Genomic DNA, 23626 nt, shown 5'->3' with positions numbered 1-23626 from the left:
TTCTTTATTTAAAATCAAAAGTTATAAATTCAGGTGTCGTTTTTCTCATTGCATCAACAGCTACTACTCCCTCTTCTCTTTCAGCATCTTTAGAAACCCGGTTTAATGAATAATATTGTTTCATTCTCAATCTAAAATTAGCCATATCTTTAAATGCTCCTTTATCATTACGCACTATAGCAACTGCTTTAGCGAAGTTAGCATTTAATTTTAATTTATCAACTAATAAAGTCTCACCAAGATCGTTAATATTATATGGCATCGCAGGTCTACCTTGCGTAAATACAGCTCTCTTAACATCAACAAGAGTTCCCTTAGCATCATACAGTCCCTCACTGTTTTTATATTCACCCCACTCTACTGTTATTTGTTGTGGAAAGTATTGATCCCGTTCATCATTCTTCACATCATAATAACTATTTACAGTAGTTTTATATCCCATAATGCGATTTTTTTCCTCAAGTACTTTCTTTCCTTCTCTTTCAGCATCTTTTTCCATTCCCGAGTTCATCACTCTGGTGATAGGTACTAAATTCCATTTTACCCCCGGACCATGTATATTATCGTTGAGTAAGTGACCTCTAATATAAATATTTTCACGTATATCCCCTTTAGTATAGTCCCAACCTAACGGATCTTGATACGGACTACTACCTTTTGTATTACCAGCCATCCAGGTTAATGGTTTTGCTTCAACTTTAGAAGCTCTACCCATAGAATCTTGCTCAAAAGTTACCATAGTTTTCACCGTCGTCGGCTCTACTCCATCATCAAATTTGATCATTTTAAACAATTGAGCTAACTTGTTTAAAACATTATCCTGCGTTATATTCTGCTTTTTAATAGCCTCTTCATTAGCCTTTATTTTAGAATCATTTTTACCATCTTTGTTATTATCCAGCAGTCTTTTACGGTCTTTTTCCAGTTTCCACAATGCATTATTTGAAGGCAAAACACTACCATTATAATAGTTCACACCATCTGACACCGCTTTCTTTTCTGCTGGTGTTTTAGCCTCACTTTCTGCATTATCCAAATGCTTTAAAACATGATCATCCTTACTATGCATGTAGAGTTTTGCATTTTCACCTTCTCCTCTAAAGTATAATGTATGATCTACATTTTCTACATTTTTAAACGGAACTACATCATCCCATGATTCAATAGTATCTGTATTTGACTTACTCGGTTCTTTTTTATCCTTTTTCTTATCGTCTTTCTTCTTATCATCTCTCTTACTTCCAATACCAACTTTATTCAATAGCCCTTTCCCCTTCTCCTTCACAAAGTTCCAAAACTTGGTAATTCCGGCCACAATACGCTGACGTATCTTTCGGATCACAGCAAGCACCTTATCAGCCAGTCCGCTGATACCTAATATCGAGGCTAACAATCCAATCAATACCGGTATGGCTTTTGCTAATGCATTTTCAATCGCTACGGCCACTGCACCCACTTTACCACTGGCAATTGCTGCCACACTATCCATAAAGGCTTTAATTAATTCGGCAATCTGTGCGGCACGCTGTACAAAGAATTTTACTACATCTATAATAGCCATAATAGCTTTTACAAAGGCTCCCACAGGTGATAACAATCCTAAAATCCATTTAATACCGGCCTGAATAACCTGGTTTTGAATGATATCCATAATGGCATCCATAACGGTTTCCTTCAAATCCTGGAATTGATCTTTCAGATATTCCCAAAGTCCTGCAATACCATCTTTTCGTACTACCTGTACTATTTCAACACCTGTTTCCAGTACTTTCATTAACGGTTCCCCTACTACAGTGGCCCCGATAGAACGTATACCTTCCCAACCTAGGCTAAGTACCTGCATGGTTATCGAGAAAATTCCTTTTAATGAGAAGATATCTTCCGGCATGGTAATCGTAATCCCTTTTGACGCTCCTGTTAACCAACTAAAGAATCCGGTTTTAAGGTGTGTCCAGATATTTGTCGTAAAGTTTGAAAATCCTTGTCCAACACCCGCGATAAGATTACCGAAGAATCCTATAGGGTCCATAATAATAGCTCCTACTACCTCAACCACTTTCGCCAACAGGCTCATCAATGTGTTTTTCACTTCAATGATGAAGGCAAAAACACCGCTCAGGGCTTTTAACGCCATACCCACTAAACCGCCGTTCAGTTCTTTTAACGCTTTAATTCTGGCATCGACAGCTTCAATATTTTCAACATATTTCTTAGCCAATACATCAATAAGTGCATCTTTTTTACTGTCTACGTCTTTTTCAAGCGCATTGAATTTACCCTGGATTTCGCTGATCGCAGCTGCTCCCAGTTTCTTTAAACTTGGCGATAACGTGTCTACATAATTTTGCACCTCTTTCTTACCGGTAGCAATTCTTCTTTTTGCTGCGTTAAGTTGTGATGCTACAACATTAGCGATATTGTCAATGTAAACATCCATCGTTTTGATATAAACTTCTTTTCCGCTTGTAAAGAATTCATTAACTTCCGGTGGAAGACCTACAACGGCATCTTTTACACGTTTTAGATTTCTCCAGTCCAACCAGGAATCGCCGTAACGTTTCTTTTTATAGGCTGTCATTTCCTTGTCCACATGGTTTTCAAAAGCAATTTTTGCAGCTTTACTACCTGCTGCAAATTTACCCGCAACGGTATCATCAAGACCATTTAGAATATCATCAACATCTTTTTTGGTATCCCCATAAATTTTATTGATCTTATCCGCAATCTCTTTACGTTTCTCGGTATCTTTCGACGCTGTTTGCTGTTGGTTTCCAAGCACTTTATCCAATCCGCCCTTACGCGTGCCATGCATACCCGAAATTTGCTGTGCCGCTTGTGCCTGAGCTTCATTCTGAGTTTTGTTTATTTGCTGACCTTCCTCGGTTCTAAACTGGTTTGTAGCCGCCTTACTTTGCTCTTTTGCTTTATTTTTCTCATCTAAAGCCCCTTTAAATGAAGGTTCATTAGAGTTGGCAAGCATGCTATCCGTAACACCATGCTCTTTCATCTGGTTATCAATGCTGTCTGTTTCTGACTGAATCGGTTTTTCAATGTTAGCCGCATCTCTTTTTGACGGCATTGCCTTAGACGCATTAATAGCTGACGGAGCTTTACCATGATCCGGTGTTGGCATTTTGGCAACATTTCGAACAGGTTGTGCTCCTGTATCCGGTTTTTGAGATGTCGTATTCGCGATACTTCCCGAAGCGGCATTTTTCTCTTTTTTCACCGAGCCCATTGCCTGCTCGTTTACCTGTTTGATGTTGTTATTTTTTTCAAAATTGTCGGCCTGCTCTTCATTTTTAGGAAGCTGCATCCCGGCAATTTTCTTTTTCAGTTCGGCTTTAAAAGCAGCTGCACTAAACGTACCCGGTTCCTGTTCACTCATTTTTTTCACCTGCCCGGCTTGTGCCTTACTTTGGCGCTCGTTTGACGGAGAAGGTGCTGCAGCCTGTGCATCCTGTGATGCTTTACCGGCTGGTCCATGTTTTCGTTGTGCTTTTGCTGTTGTCGTTATCTGATCCTGCATTTCCAGGAAAACAGGATTGGCCGTAGCCGTCTTCGGTGTTGCATCTTCAGCTTCCGGTACTTCCTCTTTATCGGCAACCGGTTCCAACGATTCTGCATTCACCACTTCTCCTTTATCAACAATTGCTGGCGATTTAAGCGGAGCATCCGTACTGGATGTACCCGCGGCAGTAGCCACCGGAACCAGTTCCTCTTTTTTATCTGCCTGAGCCGCTGCAGCTGGTTTCGCTTCCGCCGGCTTAGCATCGTGGTATTCCCTCAATTCACTAATGCCCAGCGTACTCTTATACTCCATCTCTTTCTGTTTGGTATCAGGATGATCCAATTCCCCTGTTTTCTCAAGACTGGTCTGAAGTTGTTGGTACTTTTGTTCAGCACCATCGGAATACGCCGGACTGGAGCCATGAACCGCCGGAATGCTTTCATTACCGGACGTCGGGCTGCTATTCTCAACGGAAGCTGGTCTTTCCTGTATATTTGGGTCCTGCGTTTGAGAATTGGCATTCTCAGTTTCGCGCAGAGAAAGAGGCAAAATCACTGCCTGTTTCTGTTCTTTCTTATGCGCTGCTTTCTTCGGATTACTCTCTTTCTCTGCGTTCATTTACCTTACTATTATATTATTTTCTTGGTTTTGTGATACAGTTTTGCACTATACAAGGCGTAACGGTATGCGTTACATCCCCTATAGCACATTACTGTCTGAAAAAAAATCAAAAAATCAGACGATTGTAATTTGATTTTGGAAGGCTTAATCGATTGTTAAGCAGTTTATGCGAATATTCGATCTTCTTTTAAATATTCTTTTTGAATACTTTCCTTCAATACGTCCAGGCTTACTTTGTAATCGGCCGATTTTGAGGCTATTGTTTTCAAACTTATATCCTGAATGACATTCATGATATTTGAACCTGTCAGTTCATAGCGTCTGGCGATATCATTTAAGTCAATATTTTCTAAGTTCAATTGTTTAGGCAAATTATGTTGCCAGATACGCAGACGCTCCTCATGCTTGGGACTATTGAATCTGATGCAGCTATGAAAGCGTCGCGTAAAGGCTTTGTCCATATTGTTTTTATAGTTTGATGCCAGTATGATCAATCCCGAAAAGGTTTCGATTCGCTGTAACAGATAGGAAACTTCCTGATTGGCATATTTATCGTGTGCATCGCGAACGTTGGTACGTTTACCAAAAATGGAATCGGCTTCGTCAAAAAACAGTATCCAGTCTTTGTTTTCTGCTTTATCAAAAAGTTTGGCCAAATGTTTTTCCGTTTCACCAATGTATTTCGAAACCAGCATGGAAACATCCACTCTAAAAACAGGCCGGTTTATATATTTCCCCAAAAGGCTTGCGGCCAATGTTTTACCCGTACCCGGATCGCCATAAAACAACACCCGGAAGCCTGGTTTTAAGGTTTTTTGCATACCCCATTCCTCCATGAGTATATTACTGCTACTGTACCAGGCTTCTATGCTTTGAAGTTCGTTTAACGTGGATTGGGGAAGTATGAGGTCGCTCCACGATCTGCGGGTGTGTAATTGTTCTGCCGGAAAATCTTTACTCATTTTTGGCAATAATTCTATGCCCTGCAGGATGCGGTTAAAAGCTTCCTGCGTGACATTTATCTTACTGCCAATTGCGTCTTCATCCTGATTTGCCAGCTTTATAATGTTTTCTTTTATTAAGATATTCGAGTCATCAAAATATTGCAATACCTGTAATCGCCCTGCAATACAGCTTCCTCCTAAAATATACTGTATCGCTTCGACTGTTGGATAAAAAAGCCTGCCGCTATCATTGGTTGAACATACGTCAAACAATACACTATTGGGTACCTCTAAATAAATACGTCGTAACAACGCCGGGTCCAATCTTGGCATCAATGCCATTAAGAGAATGACAACTTCCTGATGGGCAAGCTCTTTTTCCGAGATATAGTCTCCTAGTGGAAAGCCTTCATGGTCACTAGTGCTAAATCCAGGTGCTTCTATATTGAAATCTTTTGAAGGATTGTTAATTCGCCAGATAATTACTTGTTCTAGATAACTGAATATTTGCTGTAATTTTTTTGACTCCATTGTATTTTTGGTGTTTGTTTTTTAAACTTCTGAAGTTCAAAATTCACTATTTTTTTTCTCAAAAAGTATTTTTTCGGGCGCTGTATTCAGTAGTTGCAGTAAGTCATAAAATTTACCGTTTTAAAAAACCAAACAACTAAATATCAACCACATACCAATAACCGCGCACAAGCCGGGAAAACCCGGATTGTAATACTTTATGTGTCTGTTTTTGATTGTTCTTCCGGCTAAAGCAGTATGCCTTAAAAAACCTCACAGGCAGATTGGAATACCTGTGAGGTTTTGTGTTTAGTAGTTCCTTTTTATATAGTTGACTACGATATAGCTCTTGTCTGCCATATTGAAAGAGAGCATACCTTCTTTATCAAAGAATTCGTAATTGTGCGGTTCAACAATGTATGGTGAAAAATACTTTCCGTCATCTGTCCTGAAACATACTATGTATTTTATTTGTGCATTTACCAGGTCCTTGTCTTCATATTTTTCGGACGGATTATGATAAAACGTAAGGATTTTCAAATAGCCTTTCTCATTTTTATCTCCAGGCTCCATAGCTAATTGAGCTAAATTAACAGCCCCATTAGGCGATGTAGCAGGAGCAATGGTCAGCTCACCCGAAAAGTTACCAGTTCCCTCAACATCTAATCTTGCTACAGGTACCGATGTCCCTATCCCGACATTACCTCCCTGCCTTTGCAGACTTATATCCTTACTGTATTTCTGGCCGTAATTGCCTCCCTGTATATTCGGTATCTGCAGTTTATTAGTCTCCAGTCTTAGTGAGCTATCCTCGGATTTATCCAGAGAAGCAAAAGCACCTTCAATTCCTAAATTTCCTGTTTTTGTTTCATTTCCTGTTTTGCGCAGATAATCGCCGCCACTATTGGTCATACCATTCCAGGGAGACCACTCCCCGTTATAAAATGCACGATGGTATATCATATTGTTCGTTCCATAGGTATGGTAAGTTTGATAGCACATCACCTCATCTTTATAATTTCTGACAACGGTTAACATCCCTGCCATAAATGAAGGATAATTCTTGCCTGATCTCGCTGCTTCATCAGAGTTTTGAGAGAAAATACCGGTTTCCCTGTACTCGTTTAAGTCCTCATCATACCCCAACTGTCCTCTAACATTTAAAGTGCCTTGTACGTCTGCTTTATGGGCCAATCCTTCATACATAACGGTTATACTTTCAGCAAATTTCGCATCCACATCGGCGGCATTCGCTTTTGACGCTAATCCCTGATACATTTCGGCGGCACTTACTTTTTCGGCTAATCTGGCATTCACTTCAGCAGTGTTTGCCTTTAATGCCAAACCGGCATTCAGATCGACCACTCCTACTTTTTCAGCTAATTTGGCATTCACGTCAATCGTATTTGCTTTTTCGGCAAGTCCTGAACTTAAATCGGCTTTATTAGCTTTTAATGCCAAGCCTTCATGCATAATGATGTTTGTTTCCGTAAATTTCGTATCCACATCACTTGCGTTGGCTTTTCCGGCTAATCCTGAATTCAGATCGGTTATATTCGCTTTTGCAGATAATTTCCCATCAACATCAATAGTGTTGGCTTTTAAGGCCAGACCGGCATTCAAATCGACCATGCCTACTTTCTCTGCTAAACCTGAACTCAAATCGATTTTGCTTGCTTTTAAAGCTAAACCTTCTTGTATAACAGTACTCGTTTCCGCAAATTTCGTATCCACATCACTTGTGTTGGCCTTTCCGGCTAATCCTGAATTCAGATCGGTTATATTCGCTTTTGCAGATAATTTCCCATCAACATCAATAGTGTTGGCTTTTAAGGCCAGACCGGCATTTAAAATGGTAGCACTTTCCGTGATCTTTGCATTTACATCAGTGATATCCGCTTTTAAAACCAGTTCCTCATGAAGTTCTGTCGCACTTACTTTCTCTGCTAATTTTGTATCGACATCGAGTATATTGGCTTTTGAAGCAAGCCCTGCGTTCACATCAGTTATATTCGCTTTTACAGCAAACTTTGCATTCACATCGGTGGTATCGGCTTTTAATGCCAATCCTTCATGCAATTCTGTCGCGCTTACTTTCTCTGCTAAACCTGAACTCAAATCGATTTTGCTTGCTTTTAAAGCTAACCCGGAATTCAAATCCGTAATGTCGGCTTTTAATACCAGGCCAGCATTGATAACGGTAGCACTTTCCGTGATTTTGGCATTTACATCAGTGATATCTGCTTTTAAGACTAATCCCTCATGAAGTTCTGCTGCGCTTACTTTCTCTGCTAATTTTGTATCGACATCGAGTATATTGGCTTTTGAAGCAAGTCCTACGTTTACATCAGTTATATTCGCTTTTACAGCAAACTTTGCATTCACATCGGTGGTATCAGCTTTTAAAGCTAATCCTTCATGCAATTCTGTCGCGTTTACTTTCTCCGCTAATTTTGTATCAACATCCAGTATATTGGCTTTTGAAGCAAGTCCTGCGTTTACATCAGTTATATTCGCTTTTACAGCAAATTTTGCATTGACGTCAGTTGTATCGGCTTTTAATGCCAAGCCCTCTTGTAATTCTGTCGCGCTTACTTTTTCGGCTAAACCTGCACTTAAATCGATTTTGCTTGCTTTTAACGCTAACCCGGAATTCAAATCTGTTATGTCGGCTTTTAAAGCCAGGCCGGCATTGATAACGGTAGCACTTTCCGATATTTTTGCATTCACATCAGTGATATCCGCTTTTAAAACCAGTTCCTCATGAAGTTCTGTCGCGCTTACTTTCTCTGCTAATTTTGTATCGACATCAAGTATATTGGCTTTTGAAGCAAGCCCTGCGTTCACATCAGTTATATTCGCTTTAACAGCAAACTTTGCATTAACATCAGCTGTATCAGCTTTTAATGCCAATCCCTCTTGTAATGCTGTTGTACTTACTTTTTCAGCTAAACCTGAGCTCAACTCGATTTTACTTGCCTTTAAATTCAGATCCGTAATGTCCGCTTTTAAGACTAATCCCTCATGAAGTTCTGTCGCACTTACTTTCTCTGCTAATTTTGTATCGACATCGAGTATATTGGCTTTTGAAGCAAGCCCTGCGTTCACATCAGTTATATTCGCTTTTACAGCAAACTTTGCATTCACATCTGTGATATCTGCTTTTAAAACCAGTTCCTCATGAAGTTCTGTCGCACTTACTTTCTCTGCTAATTTTGTATCGACATCGAGTATATTGGCTTTTGAAGCAAGCCCTGCGTTCACATCAGTTATATTCGCTTTTACAGCAAACTTTGCATTCACATCGGTGGTATCGGCTTTTAATGCCAAGCCTTCATGCAATTCTGTCGCGCTTACTTTTTCGGCTAAACCTGAACTCAAATCGATTTTGCTTGCTTTTAGAGCCAAGCCGGAATTCAGATCCGTAATATCTGCTTTTAATGCCAGACCAGCATTGATAACGGTAGCACTTTCCGTGATTTTTGCATTTACATCTGTGATATCCGCTTTTAAGACTAATCCCTCATGAAGTTCTGTTACGCTTACTTTCTCTGCTAAACCTGAACTCAAATCGATTTTGCTTGCTTTTAAGGCTAAACCAGCATTCACATCGGTTATATCCGCTTTTAATGCCAGGCCAGCATTGATAACGGTAGCACTTTCCGTGATTTTGGCATTGACATCAGTGATATCTGCTTTTAAAATTAATCCCTCATGAAGTTCTGCTGCGCTTACTTTCTCTGCTAATTTTGTATCAACATCCAGTATATTGGCTTTTGAAGCAAGTCCTGCGTTTACATCAGTTATATTCGCTTTTACAGCAAACTTTGCATTCACATCGGTGGTATCGGCTTTTAAAGCTAATCCTTCATGAAGTTCTGTCGCGCTTACTTTCTCCGCTAAACCTGAACTCAAATCGATTTTGCTTGCTTTTAACGCTAAGCCGGAATTCAAATCTGTTATGTCGGCTTTTAAAGCCAGACCGGCATTGATAACGGTAGCACTTTCCGTGATCTTTGCATTTACATCAGTGATATCCGCTTTTAAGACTAATCCCTCATGAAGTTCTGTTACGCTTACTTTCTCTGCTAATTTTGTATCAACATCGAGTATATTAGCTTTTGAAGCAAGTCCTGCGTTTACATCAGCTATATTCGCTTTTACAGCAAATCTTGCATTCACATCGGTGGTATCGGCTTTTAATGCCAATCCTTCATGCAATTCTGTCGCGCTTACTTTTTCGGCTAATTTCAAATTGACATCGCTGGTGTTGGCCTTTAAGGCTAAACCGGCATTCAGGTCGGTTATATTCGCTTTTACTGCGAATTTTGTATTCACTTCAGCCAGGTCGGCTTTCAAAATTAAGCCATCATGCAATTCAATAGCACTTACTTTATCGGCTAATTTTGTATTGACATCGGTTAGGTCTGCCTTTAAAGCCAGACCGGCATTAACATCAGCGATATTCGCTTTTACAGCAAACTTTGTATTCACTTCAGCCAGGTCGGCTTTCAAAATCAAGCCATCATGCAGTTCGATAGCACTTATTTTATCGGCTAATTTGGAATTCACTTCAATAGTGTTTGCTTTTAAAGCCAGTGCATCAGCAACGCCACCACTTGAAACAGCATTATTACTTCCTGCTGTTGGTGTGCTATCCACATCGGTTGCTTTTGGCACACGTCCCCAGGCAGTACCATTAGAAATAACCCAATCACCAATTTTGAAATTGTTACCCTGCTGGGCTCCTTCAACATTTACCACCCAATATTTTCCTTTATTAACCGATGCGGCCGGTAAAGCAGGATTATTTGTTGCCGCATCATACGTTCCCTGATAATTAACCGCCCCAACAAGGGCATCATTAATTTGTGAAAGGGGTATTTTTCCGTCAACAAGGTCCGCTTTATTCAAGAACCCGGCATTTAAGAAGTCAATTGCGTCCTTTAGCTGCTGATCAAAACCCAGCGCTGTCCATTCCGTTCCATTATGTCCTTCAAACTTTTCAGTCATTGGATTAAAACGAATACGTCTCTTAAGTGCAACATTCGGCAATACATGCGCCTCAGAATCCTCAGGAACCTGCATAACAGTTGTAGCACTTACACCACCAAGATATTCCGAAATTATAACTTCGTCTCCTGTTGTAATTGTTTTACCTTGTGCATTGATTTTCATATTATCGTTTTGTATAAAGTATTATATATTGTGTGTTTGCTCTAAAATCCCAATTCGATAAAGTCCCGGTTATCGGGTCCAGTTGTATTACATCCATATCTATCTGCCCCATATACATCACTGCATTCAGCGTGGTATTTTTAAGCGCATCAACCTGCAGTTCAGAAGTGTCAACGGTTGGAAAAACGGGTAAAAACCGATACGGTGTCGAAACCCTTGCAAATAGTTCAGCATGGGCATTCATGTCTGTTGCATGAATACCGAGCGATGCTTTTTCTGCTTTATTATCAAGATCGGCTTTAAGATTCTGAATTTTAGCCTGTGGAATAATATCGTCTTTATGCCAATAGCTTTCCATCCATTCCCAAAACTGGGATTGTGTTGGAAACAAGCCCGTTTTAAACCAATTTTTTAAAATATTCTTACTTGCCATAATTATCCTTTAAATTCAATAAACATTACTATTTTTTATAAGGGCTCCTTATTTCAAAGGTTTGACCACCATTTGTTATCGTTGCTGGATTCCCCTTATCCGAACCCAATGCCTGAAGGCAGCCTGATTGCTTTATTCTTAAATTCTGTTGCCGAATTAAAATTCCGGCAGGCTTTTTCATCCTGCCGTCATTACTTTTACCTATACCGTTGGTTCGGCGTCTTTATTCGCCTGTTTTGCAGGTGGTTCCTGCAATCTTAATTTAAGCGCTCCACATACTGCCACAAATATTCTCAAAGCAGCTCCCACCCATTCCGGTGCATTAATTTGTTTTAAGAACAAAGGCATAATGTCTGTTGTCTGATCGATCACCGCTAAAATGATTACTACTGCGAACAAAGTCCAATTTTTAAATTTTTCCATAGTCTATTTGGTTTTATTTGGTTACTGCTTTATGTCCATCTTGACGTATCGATTGGCAGCCTCACCCAGTTATTGGTGTCTACGCAAAAGTATACGTATGAAGATCCTACTCTTATTTCGCCTTTTCTGCCGGTGTCTGTCTGCGATGTCGGAACGGTATAGCCTATATTGGCATCAAAGTATTTTTTGATCCCTCCGGCCGTCACATAATTCAGATCATTGTTAAACTCGCTACCGGAGTGATCCGTTACGTTTCTAAGACCGTAGTTATAGGCATTTACTAATATTCCGTGTCCGGATGCATCGGAAGCTCCCAGTTTCAGAAATGTTTCAAATCCGAAATAGTCTCTAACATACAGTTCTGCATTAGTGCCGGTTCCGGTATCGAATAAATCCAGTTTGGCGCTACCGTAGGCAAGCCCTGGTCCTATCTGATCATTACTTTTAGATTCAATTCTTACCAGGCCTCTTTTTTCAGCAATTGAATTGACTGCTAAAACTTCCTGCAATCCGGAAGCCGGAGGAATAACCGGTATCTGATCCGTAGTTGCCAGAGTACCGTTTCGCTCCGGTACGTTCAGGTTGTAGGTAGCGGCTGTTACACCGGAAGTCGGAAAGTTCAGGTTAACGCTGCCGGTAGCAGCATTTTGAATACTTATCCCGTTTTTTTTATAAAATGTTTCCGCCAGATTCCCCGTTGTGGCTTTAATCATCATCCCGCCGGGATCTGAAGTATATGGAACCGGATTTAATATTGTAAACTCATTGGTATTGTTTAACGTAATGCTATTGAATGCAGCACTCGACCTGGTATTAAGAACCGTATCTAATCCGGGCGATACTGAACTTCCTTTAAAAAGATTACCGGATTCATCTGTTACAATGGGTTTATAATAGCTGTCATTGCCCGTTGCTTCCATTAGCTTCATGTTAACAACTGCCGGTTTAACCGTTGGCTGAAAATAGGATATCGGAGTTACCACCGTTCCGATTGTTCCATCATAAACAAAATATCGGTATTCTCCTATCATTATTGACGAGAAGCCATACACACCAACAGCTCCGTCTACATCTAACATAACCGCTACTTCATTACCAAGCTGGTCAGACAGGTTATAATGTATGTTAAGTCTTAAAAAGGTGTAGTTGTCATAATCCGGATACCCTGTGTCATTGCCCACTATTTCGATATTGGCATATTCGCCAAAATGCTGATACGGTATATTTTCCACTACGGCTTTACCCGTTAATTCCACATAGGACAATTCTTTTAAAACAAGCGCTTCCGATGCATGACTAACGGAACCATTGTCATTCATCAGCATGACTCTTTTTATGCCTGTTTCCGGTTCTCCGGAATCGGGAGGAACCTGCATTCTGACATCGGCATAGTTTAATTTCCGGTACTGGTAGTTTCCGGTCATCTCTATCGAAATGGTATTCTCATCATCCCAAAGCTGGTAGTTGGAACAATACATTATTCCGCCTCTGTCGCCAAAATCTTGTTTTGTAAAGGTGTAGTAATCCGTATAAGTATCTTCGTTTTCGGTTATGGTTAACTCAAAGTTTATTTCATTACTATTTGTTATCGCACTACGGTCCTCGTTGAATATAAAAGTTCTGTTCAAAAGGTTCCCGTCAGGGATGTCTGCCCTTACCGGTACTAATATAAGTGCCGGATCGGTTTCACTGGCATCCGTATCATCACCTAACAAAGCAAAGGTTCCGACTTTGTTGTAAGTAAAAGAATTATAATCCATGTCTACCGACCTGTCATCGTCCATCTCGTTATCTCCTGTTCCGAATTTGTTACCGTTAACCATCTGAACCAGGTCCTGCTGCGCTTCTATTTCGCCGCTAATTGTTCCCCAGGTAGCCGTTCCGGAACTACCACCATCTATAGTAATATTTCCTTCTTTATCGGCAGGCTTGCCATTTACGGTAATGGGTATGATATACGGATTTGAACCGGGATCATTTCTTCTCGGGCTGGCTGGCCACACATAGAAATGCCTGCCTTTATAGGCAGAACCCATTTCATGCTGCAGTCCGATATAAACATCATATTTAGGTTCTCTGCTATAGCCGCCATAAAGCCTGTAACCGGAATCATAATATTCGGCATAGTTGTCGTCTGTATCGGCTGTTCCGGATCTGGATATTATTACATTTTTCCTGCTGACATTTCCCTTATTGGTTACTTCATTTAATGTTGTCGCCGGCAGCACATTGTAAATTGGGGTCTTTTTTAGTTTGTCACCTTCAACAACAACAACTTCCTGTCCCATTCCTTTATCCATAACAGGTGGTATTCCTGCAATTATATCGGAATACTTTTCACCTACGAATCCCTGATATTTATATGATCCTCCAGATAAAAACTCAGACCTATAGGTCCATTTCCGGTTGTTTGCATCATAATTAACATAGAAGCCTTTCGGGAAATAAGGAGCTCCGTCTTTTGAAATCAACAGCTGTAAATATCCGCCGGGAGGCGTGTAGCTTATATTGCTTCCATCGGCTCTGTAAATTGTACAAACCCCTTCCGTTTCGTCATTTTCTAAAATAACTGTTCCCTCATCCTGAGCCGTCAGCTCTTCTATGTTTCCATAAGGTGTATAGTTGTTGATTATGAAATCGCCAGCATGGTCAAACTTCATATTCTTTCCGTTCATATCCACAAACCGGTGGTTGATCCCAGCCGGCATTTTATTGTCCTCTATACCGAATCTGCTTCCGGCACCTTTTTCGGCTTTATTCTCAAGGTCGGTTATAAGGTTTTGAATTCTGGATTGCGGAATAACCTCGTCTTTATGCCAAAACGAGTCCCATGTTGCCCAAAATTGTATTTGTGTTGGCTTCAAACCGGTTTTGAACCAGTTTTTTATTTCTGCTAAACTTGCCATATAATGTTTTTTATTATTTACGTTCCTGTTTATTGTGTCTTCCGGTAATTATCGCTGCAAAATCCGGTTTGTATTTGTGATCCTCTTTTTATTTTATCCGACAATTGTCCATCCTTTATTGGTCGCAATAGCCCTTTCTTCTGCAGTGAGTAATGAAGAACCCCAGTTATTGGTAATGGTTACGGTTTTTGACGCCACACCCGATGCCAGGTTGTTGAATATATCAACCAAGGCACTTTGTGACAGTTTTGAATTAGCATACGTAATTGTATTTTTCGTTCCTGAGAGCGCCGCTTTACTCAAGGAGCCGCAATTGATGAATATGTCGGTGAGATTTGTTCCATTAGACGTATTCAATGCCGGAACAATATCCAGTTTACCGCATGAATGAAACATGATACTGAAATCTGTTCCATTTACCGTATTCAACAGCGGAACGGTTCGCAAGGCAGTACATTCAAAAAACATACTGTTGAATTCGGTTCCACTTACAGTATTCAATAAGGGAACGGTTCGTAAGGATGTACATCCTAAAAACGTGGCAATAAAGCCCGTCACTTTTGACGTATCAAATAAAGGAATGGTTCGTAAAGCAGTACATCCCAGGAACATGGCATTGAAGCTCACGCCATTGGATGTATTGAATAGCGGAACGGTTTTTAATGCCGCACATGAGGCAAACATATTCGTAAAAAAAAGTCCTTTTCCCGTATCAAATAAGGGCACTTTTTGCAATGAAGTACAGGATCTGAACATATAACTGAAATCTGTTCCGTTTGAAGTATCAAACAGGGGCACTATTTCCAGTGCTGTACAGGAGGCGAACATATTGGTAAAATTCGTTCCGTTTGAGGTATCCGATAATGAAACGGATTGCAGCAGACTGCATCCCTGAAACAATTTACGGAAGTCGGTCATTGCATTATTGCCTAAAAAACAAAACGCTTCTAAATATCCGTGATACATTACTGATCCGCCAATAGCGAGACTCGTCATGTTTTTTCCGCTTAGCCTGATATCCATCCATCCGGAACTGTAAAAATTCAGGAAAGCCTGTTTGTGCTTTCGCTGCAAATTGATACCGGTCAGATTCTGGCCCGCCTGAGGCGTAATCGTAACAATAGCCTGCCGGCAACCGCCTGTCGTTTCCGTTCCTTCAAAAGAGCCATACGAATAGGTATGATAGGCCGTAACTCCGGAGGCGAAATTTTCAACAACACCATCACCCCAATCTACCGTATAATCTGCTGTAGCAGCAAGCGAAATAAAGTTACTATCTTCCAATACCGCATATAAGCCCACGAATTTCTGATCGCCGGCCACTACCTTGTTTTCTATGGGTAACCAATCTGCAGGGCGCACCCATTCCAGCGGATCTTTTTCGTTATCCGCTGTCGTTATTTCAAGAATCTTACCGGCATATTCCCTAAAGGTGGTTTCCGCAGGAACCGTAACGCCTTTTAAAATGATAGCCTCCCTTATTTCGGCTTTCGTCTGGCCCAAATAGGTTAGTTTATCTGCAATTGTTCCCATCCTGTTAAACTATTTGTCCGTTAATGATATCCATAGCATTCCCTATAGTTCCTATGGCCCCATTTACCGCATCCACTGTGGGAAACTTTGTTCCCGTGCCATCCGGCGTCAGACTATTTTGTTTGTATCCACTATTTTCTTTAGATGCAAACAGAACAGTATGAGCCTGCTCGTCTGTGAGGTGTGCTGTAAATTGTACCTGTCCGGCCTTTTGGTTAAGCATCGGTTCCAAACCATCGATTTTATTCGCTGGAATTACCTCATCCTTATGCCAAAAAGACCGGAATGTTGCGTCAAAATGTAACTGCGTCGGTTTCTTACCCTGTAAGAACCATTGTAGCAGGTCATTAAATGGTGTTATCATATTATATGCTCTGTATTTGATGAAATTATTACGCCATAGGGATCCACTACCCCAAGAGGTAGCCTGCTTCCTTTTATAGTTTTCGGTTTTGTCCTGGTCAGGTTCCGATGCCTGAAGATGGCTTTTTAAATACTGGTTATTCCGATAGTCTATCCGGTTTTATCCCACGATAGTCCATCCTTTATCGGTAGCGACAGCCCTGTCTTCTGCTGTTAGTAATGCTGCGCCCCAGTTATTCGTGATGGTAATGGTTTTAGCGACCACACCCGAGGCCAGGTTGCTGAAAACAGCGACCAAAGCTGTCCGGGAAAGCTTGCAGCCTGTATAGGAAATATTTTCTTTGGTTCCTGAGAATGACGCTTTGCTCAATGTCCCGCAATTGGTAAACATGCTGTCAAAACGAGCAACGTTTGAAGTGTTCAATAGCGGAAGCGTTTCCAATGCATAACATCCCGAAAACAGGACACTAAACTCTGTTCCCTTTGAAGTATCCAATAACGGAATGGTCTGTAATAGTGTACAGCCACTAAACATGCTACCAAAATTAGTACCGTTTGCTGTATCCAATAAGGGTATTGCCTGTAAGGACGCATTTGAGGTAAACATGCTACTAAAATTAGTCCCTTTTGCCGTATCCAATAAGGGAACGGTTTGTAAGTTGTAACACATAGAAAACATGCCGCTAAAATCTGTTCCATTTGCTGTGTTTAATAACGGAACCGTTTGCAGGGAGGTATTTGAGGAAAACATGTTATTAAAGTTAGTTCCTTTTACCGTATTCAATAAGGGTATTTCTTGCAATGCGGTACAGCTCTGGAACATACTACTAAAATTAATTCCCATAGAAGTATCAAATAGAGGAACCGTTCGCAATGACTTACAGTTTTGAAACATATAACGAAAGTCCGTTCCTTTTGCCGTATCAAAAAACGGGACGGTTTTTAAGGAAATGCAATCCTGGAACATATTACCAAAAACAGTTCCTTTAGCAGTGTTAAACAATGGAAGCGTTTGCAGCGCAATACAACTCTGGAACATACTACTAAAGTTAATGCCTTTGGAAGTATCGAGCAAAGGAACGGATTGCAGTAAAGTACAAACCTGAAACATATATTTAAAATCCGTCCCGTTAGAAGTATCCAACATGGGGATGGATTGCAACACATAACATCCCGAAAAAAAACGGTTAAAATCTGTTATTGCATTATTGCCTACAAAACAAAAAGACTCTAAACATCTATGGTAGATGGTTTGTCCGCCAATAATAAGGCTTGCTATGTTTTGCCCGCTTATCCTGATATCCAGCCACCCGCTGTTATAAAGATTATTCAATCCGGCCTGGTTGTGCTTTTTTTGTAAATTGATACCCGTCAGGTTCTGTCCGGCCTGTGGTGTAACTGTAACTATAGCCTGGCGGTAACCGCCTGCCGTTTCTGTTCCCGGAAAAGCATCATAGGAATATAGATGATACGCCTGAGCTCCCGATGTAAAATTTTCGACCAGGCCATCACCCCAATCCACCGTATAATTTCCGGTAGCAGTCAGGGAAACAAAGTTACTGTCTTCATAGATCGCGTGTAAACCCACAAACTTCTGATCGCCGGCAACCACTTTGTGTGCTATCGGCAGCCAATCGGCCGGACGTGTCCATTCCGCAGGATTTGTGTTTCCTTCTTCTGAGGTTATTTCACGGATCTTACCGGCATACTCCCGAAAAGCAGTTTCTGCAGGAACCGTGATGCCTTTTGAAATGATCGCATCCCGTATTTCGGCTTTTGTTTGTCCTAAATATGCTAATTTATCTGCAATTGTTCCCATTCCCTACTGTTTATCCGTTAGTATTCTCCGATTGTTATCCCGGTCCTGTTTCGATCATTAAAGCTGATTTTATCATTCTTTTTAAAAAATTCTGAAATAGAACCGGTTTTCTTTTTCGCTGCCAATAATTTCCGCCCAACCATTTGCCGGTATCGTTACCGAAGTATTCGATACTCCTGCTACCCAAAAGGTCGTTATTCCAACCCTGTTAATGGTTATGGAGTGTCCGGTATTGTTGATAATCGTGTACCTGTAGCTGCTAAAATTCTCTGCCGGAATTGCCCAGGTAGCATTTGCAGTACCATTATAAACCAGCGTTGTGTGCAATGCTCTATAATCACCACCACTGTTGTCCAGCGGGGTTATCAGGGTATTTAACTGCGAATCCGTTAATGTTGCTGCCGTAGTAGCAATCGTTCGGTGGATCAATGCCGGCAGTTCTGATTTAACCGGCAAATGCCCGCTCTTTTTAGGCAATACTACCTCGGCCGGATTACTATTTCCCTGTGCCATGTTTGGAATTACCGATACTGCATACCGGCAGGAAGGGTTATTGTAGTGCGATTCAAAGCGTACTCCGTTCAAGGTATAAGAGGCAAACCTGTCGTTACCCGAGCCATCATTTGCATTATAGGCAATCAAAGAGCCTTCGCCGTTTACCTGATTTCTGTTGTGGTTATCGTTCGTTCTGAAATCGACATCTGCATTTATGGTATTCCCGCTTGCCGCAAGTATGCTATCGATATCCGGAATTCCCGGCGCTGCCGCTTTTAGCGTTCCGTCGGGTTGTACCCGGACTACATTATCATACAGGAATCCGCCCATATAGTCGGTATCCGCCGGCAGGTTCAATTTAACCGCGTTAGGCGCTATTCTATGTACGGTTGCTCCATCCAAATAAATATTGGTGTAGCCTGTTAACGCAGGCATTGTCCACGTAGGACCATAACCGGTTGTCGCTGCAAAATGGTCATTCTTGGTAAAAACGTAGTTTCCGGAATGATCGTCAACCGATAAGCGTACGGTAATTGTTTCACTTTGGATATTTTCATCAAAGCTACCCGGATCAAGAGCAAAAAAGAATAAACCGTCAAACTCCGGATATTCCGGTGTCGGATTAATACTGTCAAAATACATATTCCCCGTTTCAGATCCGCCAAAGCTTGAATACCATTCGAAGCCTGGTTTGACATTACCTTTTAACTCTAAATCGCCTTGTATCGTCTGCTTGTCTGTAAAGGTATTTTCTCCTTTTAGATTCGCTTTATTTTCAAGATCGGTTTCGAGGTATAGAATATTGGCCTGCGGGATAATCTCTTCTTTATGCCAAAACGAGTCCCATGACAACCAAAATTGCATTTGTGTTGGTTTGAAACCGGTTTTAAACCAGTTTTTCATTTCTGTTAAACTTGTCATATTAAAGTGCTTTATTTTTTAAAATTCCTGTTATTTCGACAATATATCCGGTTGTATTTTTATTCTGTTGCTGCTCTTTTATCTATAAATAATCCAGCTTTTGTGTAACTATGGCGCTTTTTTCTGTCCGGAATCGCGTTCCGTCAAGTTCTTCGCTCCTGCCCGGCAGCTTATGCTTCCGGAGTACTTTCAGTAGGTACCGGTTCTCTTTCGATCCAGCCACTCAAATCCGTACCGATAGGTGCCGTAACTCTGTTGGTCTTTTCCTGTCCGTTAAATAATTCCATTCCTTCTCCGGCAATTATTTCTACAAAATATTCGGTTGTATTTGTTATCATATTTTTATTTTTTTTATCCGACAATGGTCCATCCTTTACCGGTAGCGATTGCTTTTTCACCGGCCGTTAATAATGGTGCTCCCCAATTATTTGTTATTGTTATTGTTTTAGACGATACTCCGGATGCTAAGTTGTTAAAGATGTCAACTAAGGCCGTTCGGGAAAGTTTACAGCCCGCATAGGAAAGTACATTTTTAGTTCCTGTAAAGGATGCTTTACTCAATGTCCCGCAATTAGTGAACATCCCGCTAAAATTAGTTCCGGCGGAAGTATTCAGTAACGGAAGTGTTTCTAATGCCGCACACGATCCGAACATGTTACTAAAATTGCTTCCCTTTGCCGTAACAAGTAGTGGAATGGTCTGCAAAGCTGTACATCCGAAAAACATGTTACTAAAGTCCGTTCCGTTTAACGTTTTAAATAAGGGAACGGTTTGTAAGGAAACACAGCCCTGGAACATATAACTAAAATCGGTTCCTTTTGACGTTTCCAATAACGGCACGGTTTTCAAAGAAGCGCATGATTCAAACATGCTGGTAAATGCGGCTCCGTTTGAAGTATTCAGTAACGGAATGGCTTGCAAAGCGGTACTCAGTGAAAACATCAGACTAAAATCGGTTCCTTTTGCGGTATTCAATAAGGGCACCGCCGGCAGTAAAGTACATCCGAAAAACATGCCGCTAAAACTCATTCCGTTTGATGTATCCAGCAAGGGAACGGTTTTTAAAGAAGCGCATGATTCGAACATATAACTAAAATCCGTTCCTTTTGACGTAACCAATAAGGGAATGGTTTTCAGCGCCGTACACGACGTGAACATATTACTGAAATTCGTTCCTTTGGAAGTGTCCAGTAAGGAAACGGACTGCAGGGCACTGCATCCTGAAAAGAATTTGGAAAAATCGGTTATTAAGTTGCTTCCTAAAAAACAGCATGCTTCTAAAGATCGGTGCATTATTGTGGCTCCGCCAATAACAAGGCTCGTCATGTTTTGTCCGCTCATTCTAATATCCAGCCATCTGGTACTGTACGAATTCAATCCGGCCTGCTTGTGCTTTCGCTGTAAATTTACGTTCGTTAAATTCTGCCCCGACTGCGGTGTAACGGTCACAATAGCCTGGCGGTAACCGCCCGTCGTTTCTGTTCCCGGAAAAGAGCTGTAGGTATAAATGTGGTAGGCCTGAACACCTGACGCAAAATTTTCGACAACGCCATCACCCCAATCTACCGTATAATTCCCGGTAGCCGATAGGGAAATAAAATTACTGTCTTCATATATTGCGTGTAAGCCCACGAATTTCTGATCGCCTTCCTTAACTCTGTTCTCAATGGACAACCAATCCGCCGGGCGTGTCCATACTACCGGATTTTCGCCTCCGCTTCCGGCTGTTATCTCACGGATTTTACCGGCATATTCTCTAAAGGTTGTTGCGGCTGGAACCGTTACACCTTTTGAAATGATCGCATCGCGTATTTCTGTTTTTGTTTGTCCTAAATAGGTTAGTTTATCTGCAATTGTTCCCATTATACTATTTGTCCGTTAATTATATCAATAGCATTACCAATGGTTCCTATAGCCTGATTCACAGCATCTACTGTAGGAAACTTTGTTCCGGTATTGTCCGGTGTCAGGCTATTTTGTTTGTTCGCTATATTTTCTTTGGCAGCAAACAACCCAGTATGAGCCTGCCCATCTGTGAGGTGTGCTGTAAATTCTGCCTGCCCTGCCTTTTGGCTAAGTGCCTGATTAAGACCATCCACTTTAGTTGCCGGAATGGCTTCTTCCTTATGCCAGAAAGATCTAAATGTTGCTTCAAACTCTGACTGCGTTGGTTTCTTACCTTGTAAGAACCATTGTAGTATGTCATTAAATGGTGTTGTCATATTATATGTATTTGATAAAAATTACTGCCTTATAAAAGTAGGTTGTATACAGAAGGTACTTTCCATTATGGCCGTTGCACCTTACCTTAAATTCCCGCTGTTTTGTGCTGTTTAAAACCAGGAAAAGCCTCTGAAATGAAGGCAATAATTAAAATTTTGGTGTTTTACTTCCGATAAAAATTCCTGTTTGAGCTTGTCTGCAATCAGGATTACTGTTTGGTCCTATGGAATTGTGAGGTTTTCAATTCCCGGGATATATCGGTACCCAAATGCATGGAGTACTTCTGTATGTGTATTTGGGGTATTACAATAGCAATCAGCACTTTGCCCTAAAGCGTATTCTGATCGTATTTCGATTGTACAAACACCCCTCATCAGAAGGCCGTTCCCAGACGGATGGTCCCACGGGTTTCCCCAGAGTCCTTCTCAAAAAGTATCCCATGCGGTTCCGGATCAGCTCCTGCGGTAGCAAGGAACCACACCCGACACACAAGGGCTACATACAAAAAGAACGTCCTACCTGGACAAGGGTTGTATTGTACTGTTTTAATCGAAATATTTTATTTTTTAAAGATAAACCCCGTCAGAAGGCCGTTCGCAGACGGATAGTCCCACGGGTTTCCCCAGGGTCTTGCTCAAAACGTATCCCATGCGGTTCCGGATCAGTTCCTGCCGTAGCAAGGAACTATACCTGACGCACAAGGGCTACTTACAAAAAGAACGTCCTACCTGGACAGGGTTATCCCTGATAATTAATCTAAAAGATAGTTTATGGAATCGGTATCGCCTGCAGAACCTAAAATGATTTTTAATCCTACGGGCTGCGACCGGTATGCAATACCGTTAATCAGTATTTCCACCTGCATGGTAATCGGTACAAAAGCTTTTCCATGTCTTGAGTACTTAAAAGAACCGGATTTATTGAGGCTTCCTGATGGCAAAAAGTTTTTATACGCCTTATTCGGTCTGAAATAGTGGATGGGTTCCAGGTCAAGAATCATTTCCCGTTCTTTCACAATGTATTCTGATTTTCTTTGCCATAGTTCTGCATCCGTCATTTTTTCCCGATAAAATCCGGACTTTTTCTTAAAGCCGCTACGCAGTCTTTTTTTCTGCTTGTAGCGCTTTATTATGATTTTCGGCTGGTGTGTTTCAATCTTAATTCCGCCAAGTAATTCTATATGCAATTTTTTATAGAACACTTCCCGGCTTAAGACATGATGATACCCGTTAAAAATCTGAGGATCCTTTCCTGCTTCCGATTCGATTATTATGTGGCCTGCTCCGGAATTAGCAACATCGTCAGCTTTATAAAAGTCATAATACTTATTGAATATTTCTGTGGCCGGCTTGATTGAGAGTCCGAAATTAAGTTCATTTAAATGAACATATCCGTCAATCAGTTCCGAAAACTGGCTCTCAGTAGGGCGGTCTCCTCTTTCAAAATATTTTTTGAGTTCCTCTCTCGTCGTTATATTTTTCATAATCTTGTTGTAATGTTCCTGATGGTTGCCTGTTTGTAACAATTCCACAGTCCGTTAAACATTTCTCAGTATTTTTTTGTTGTTTTTATAAGCCGGATATGCCTTCCGTTACTTATATGCAGCACTATTGTATCTGCTTATTTTATGGTTACAAAATTCAAATATTGGATTTGAATTTTAAGTATATTTTGTGTTTGAATTCTGTAGTTGCAGTAAGTCTTACCTTTCGGTTTTCCTGCTGTTCTTCTTATTGAACAATGCAA

14 protein-coding genes are annotated in these 23626 nt (G+C 40.9%); all 14 read right to left on the bottom strand.

Annotated elements, in window-relative coordinates; translation table 11 throughout:
* Nucleotides 1-4: 4 nt before the first annotated feature.
* On the bottom strand, nucleotides 5-4129 hold the full coding sequence (locus HW120_RS05880; protein WP_177731939.1) for a DNA/RNA non-specific endonuclease: 4125 nt from the start codon (nucleotides 4127-4129) through the stop codon (nucleotides 5-7).
* 167 nt (nucleotides 4130-4296) lie between these two features.
* Nucleotides 4297-5607: an ATP-binding protein gene (locus tag HW120_RS05875; protein ID WP_177731936.1), complete on the bottom strand. Its 1311-nt coding sequence runs from the start codon at nucleotides 5605-5607 to the stop codon at nucleotides 4297-4299.
* Nucleotides 5608-5895: 288 nt separating this feature from the next.
* Complete coding sequence (locus HW120_RS05870) at nucleotides 5896-10764, bottom strand: pyocin knob domain-containing protein (RefSeq protein ID WP_177731933.1); 4869 nt, start codon at nucleotides 10762-10764, stop codon at nucleotides 5896-5898.
* A gap of 1 nt (nucleotide 10765) precedes the next feature.
* Nucleotides 10766-11197, bottom strand: coding sequence for a hypothetical protein (locus HW120_RS05865; RefSeq protein WP_177731930.1), 432 nt, complete (start codon nucleotides 11195-11197; stop codon nucleotides 10766-10768).
* A 201-nt stretch (nucleotides 11198-11398) separates the two neighbouring features.
* Nucleotides 11399-11596, bottom strand: coding sequence for a hypothetical protein (locus tag HW120_RS05860; protein ID WP_177731926.1), 198 nt, complete (start codon nucleotides 11594-11596; stop codon nucleotides 11399-11401).
* Between the two features lie 53 nt (nucleotides 11597-11649).
* On the bottom strand, nucleotides 11650-14526 hold the full coding sequence (locus HW120_RS05855) for a hypothetical protein (protein ID WP_177731924.1): 2877 nt from the start codon (nucleotides 14524-14526) through the stop codon (nucleotides 11650-11652).
* A 93-nt stretch (nucleotides 14527-14619) separates the two neighbouring features.
* Complete coding sequence (locus HW120_RS05850; protein ID WP_177731922.1) at nucleotides 14620-16059, bottom strand: BspA family leucine-rich repeat surface protein; 1440 nt, start codon at nucleotides 16057-16059, stop codon at nucleotides 14620-14622.
* A gap of 4 nt (nucleotides 16060-16063) precedes the next feature.
* On the bottom strand, nucleotides 16064-16423 hold the full coding sequence (locus tag HW120_RS05845; RefSeq protein ID WP_177731919.1) for a hypothetical protein: 360 nt from the start codon (nucleotides 16421-16423) through the stop codon (nucleotides 16064-16066).
* Between the two features lie 159 nt (nucleotides 16424-16582).
* Entirely contained in the window at nucleotides 16583-18241 is a 1659-nt protein-coding gene (locus HW120_RS05840) for a BspA family leucine-rich repeat surface protein (protein WP_177731916.1), read from the bottom strand.
* Nucleotides 18242-18322: 81 nt separating this feature from the next.
* The gene (locus HW120_RS05835) at nucleotides 18323-19657 is read right to left on the bottom strand and encodes a hypothetical protein (protein WP_177731913.1); all 1335 of its coding nucleotides are present in this window, start codon (nucleotides 19655-19657) and stop codon (nucleotides 18323-18325) included.
* 170 nt (nucleotides 19658-19827) lie between these two features.
* Nucleotides 19828-19995 (bottom strand): hypothetical protein, encoded by a 168-nt coding sequence (locus HW120_RS05830; protein ID WP_177731910.1) that lies wholly within the window; start codon nucleotides 19993-19995, stop codon nucleotides 19828-19830.
* Between the two features lie 13 nt (nucleotides 19996-20008).
* Nucleotides 20009-21520: a BspA family leucine-rich repeat surface protein gene (locus tag HW120_RS05825; protein WP_177731908.1), complete on the bottom strand. Its 1512-nt coding sequence runs from the start codon at nucleotides 21518-21520 to the stop codon at nucleotides 20009-20011.
* Nucleotides 21520-21879, bottom strand: coding sequence for a hypothetical protein (locus HW120_RS05820; protein WP_177731905.1), 360 nt, complete (start codon nucleotides 21877-21879; stop codon nucleotides 21520-21522). The genes HW120_RS05825 and HW120_RS05820 overlap by 1 nt, the downstream gene beginning before the upstream one ends.
* Nucleotides 21880-22631: 752 nt before the next feature.
* Nucleotides 22632-23363: a hypothetical protein gene (locus HW120_RS05815; RefSeq protein ID WP_177731902.1), complete on the bottom strand. Its 732-nt coding sequence runs from the start codon at nucleotides 23361-23363 to the stop codon at nucleotides 22632-22634.
* Between the last annotated feature and the right edge of the window lie 263 nt (nucleotides 23364-23626).

The organism is Flavobacterium inviolabile, assembly GCF_013389455.1.
Lineage (GTDB): Bacteria > Bacteroidota > Bacteroidia > Flavobacteriales > Flavobacteriaceae > Flavobacterium > Flavobacterium inviolabile.
This window is presented reverse-complemented; position numbering and strand designations above follow the sequence as displayed.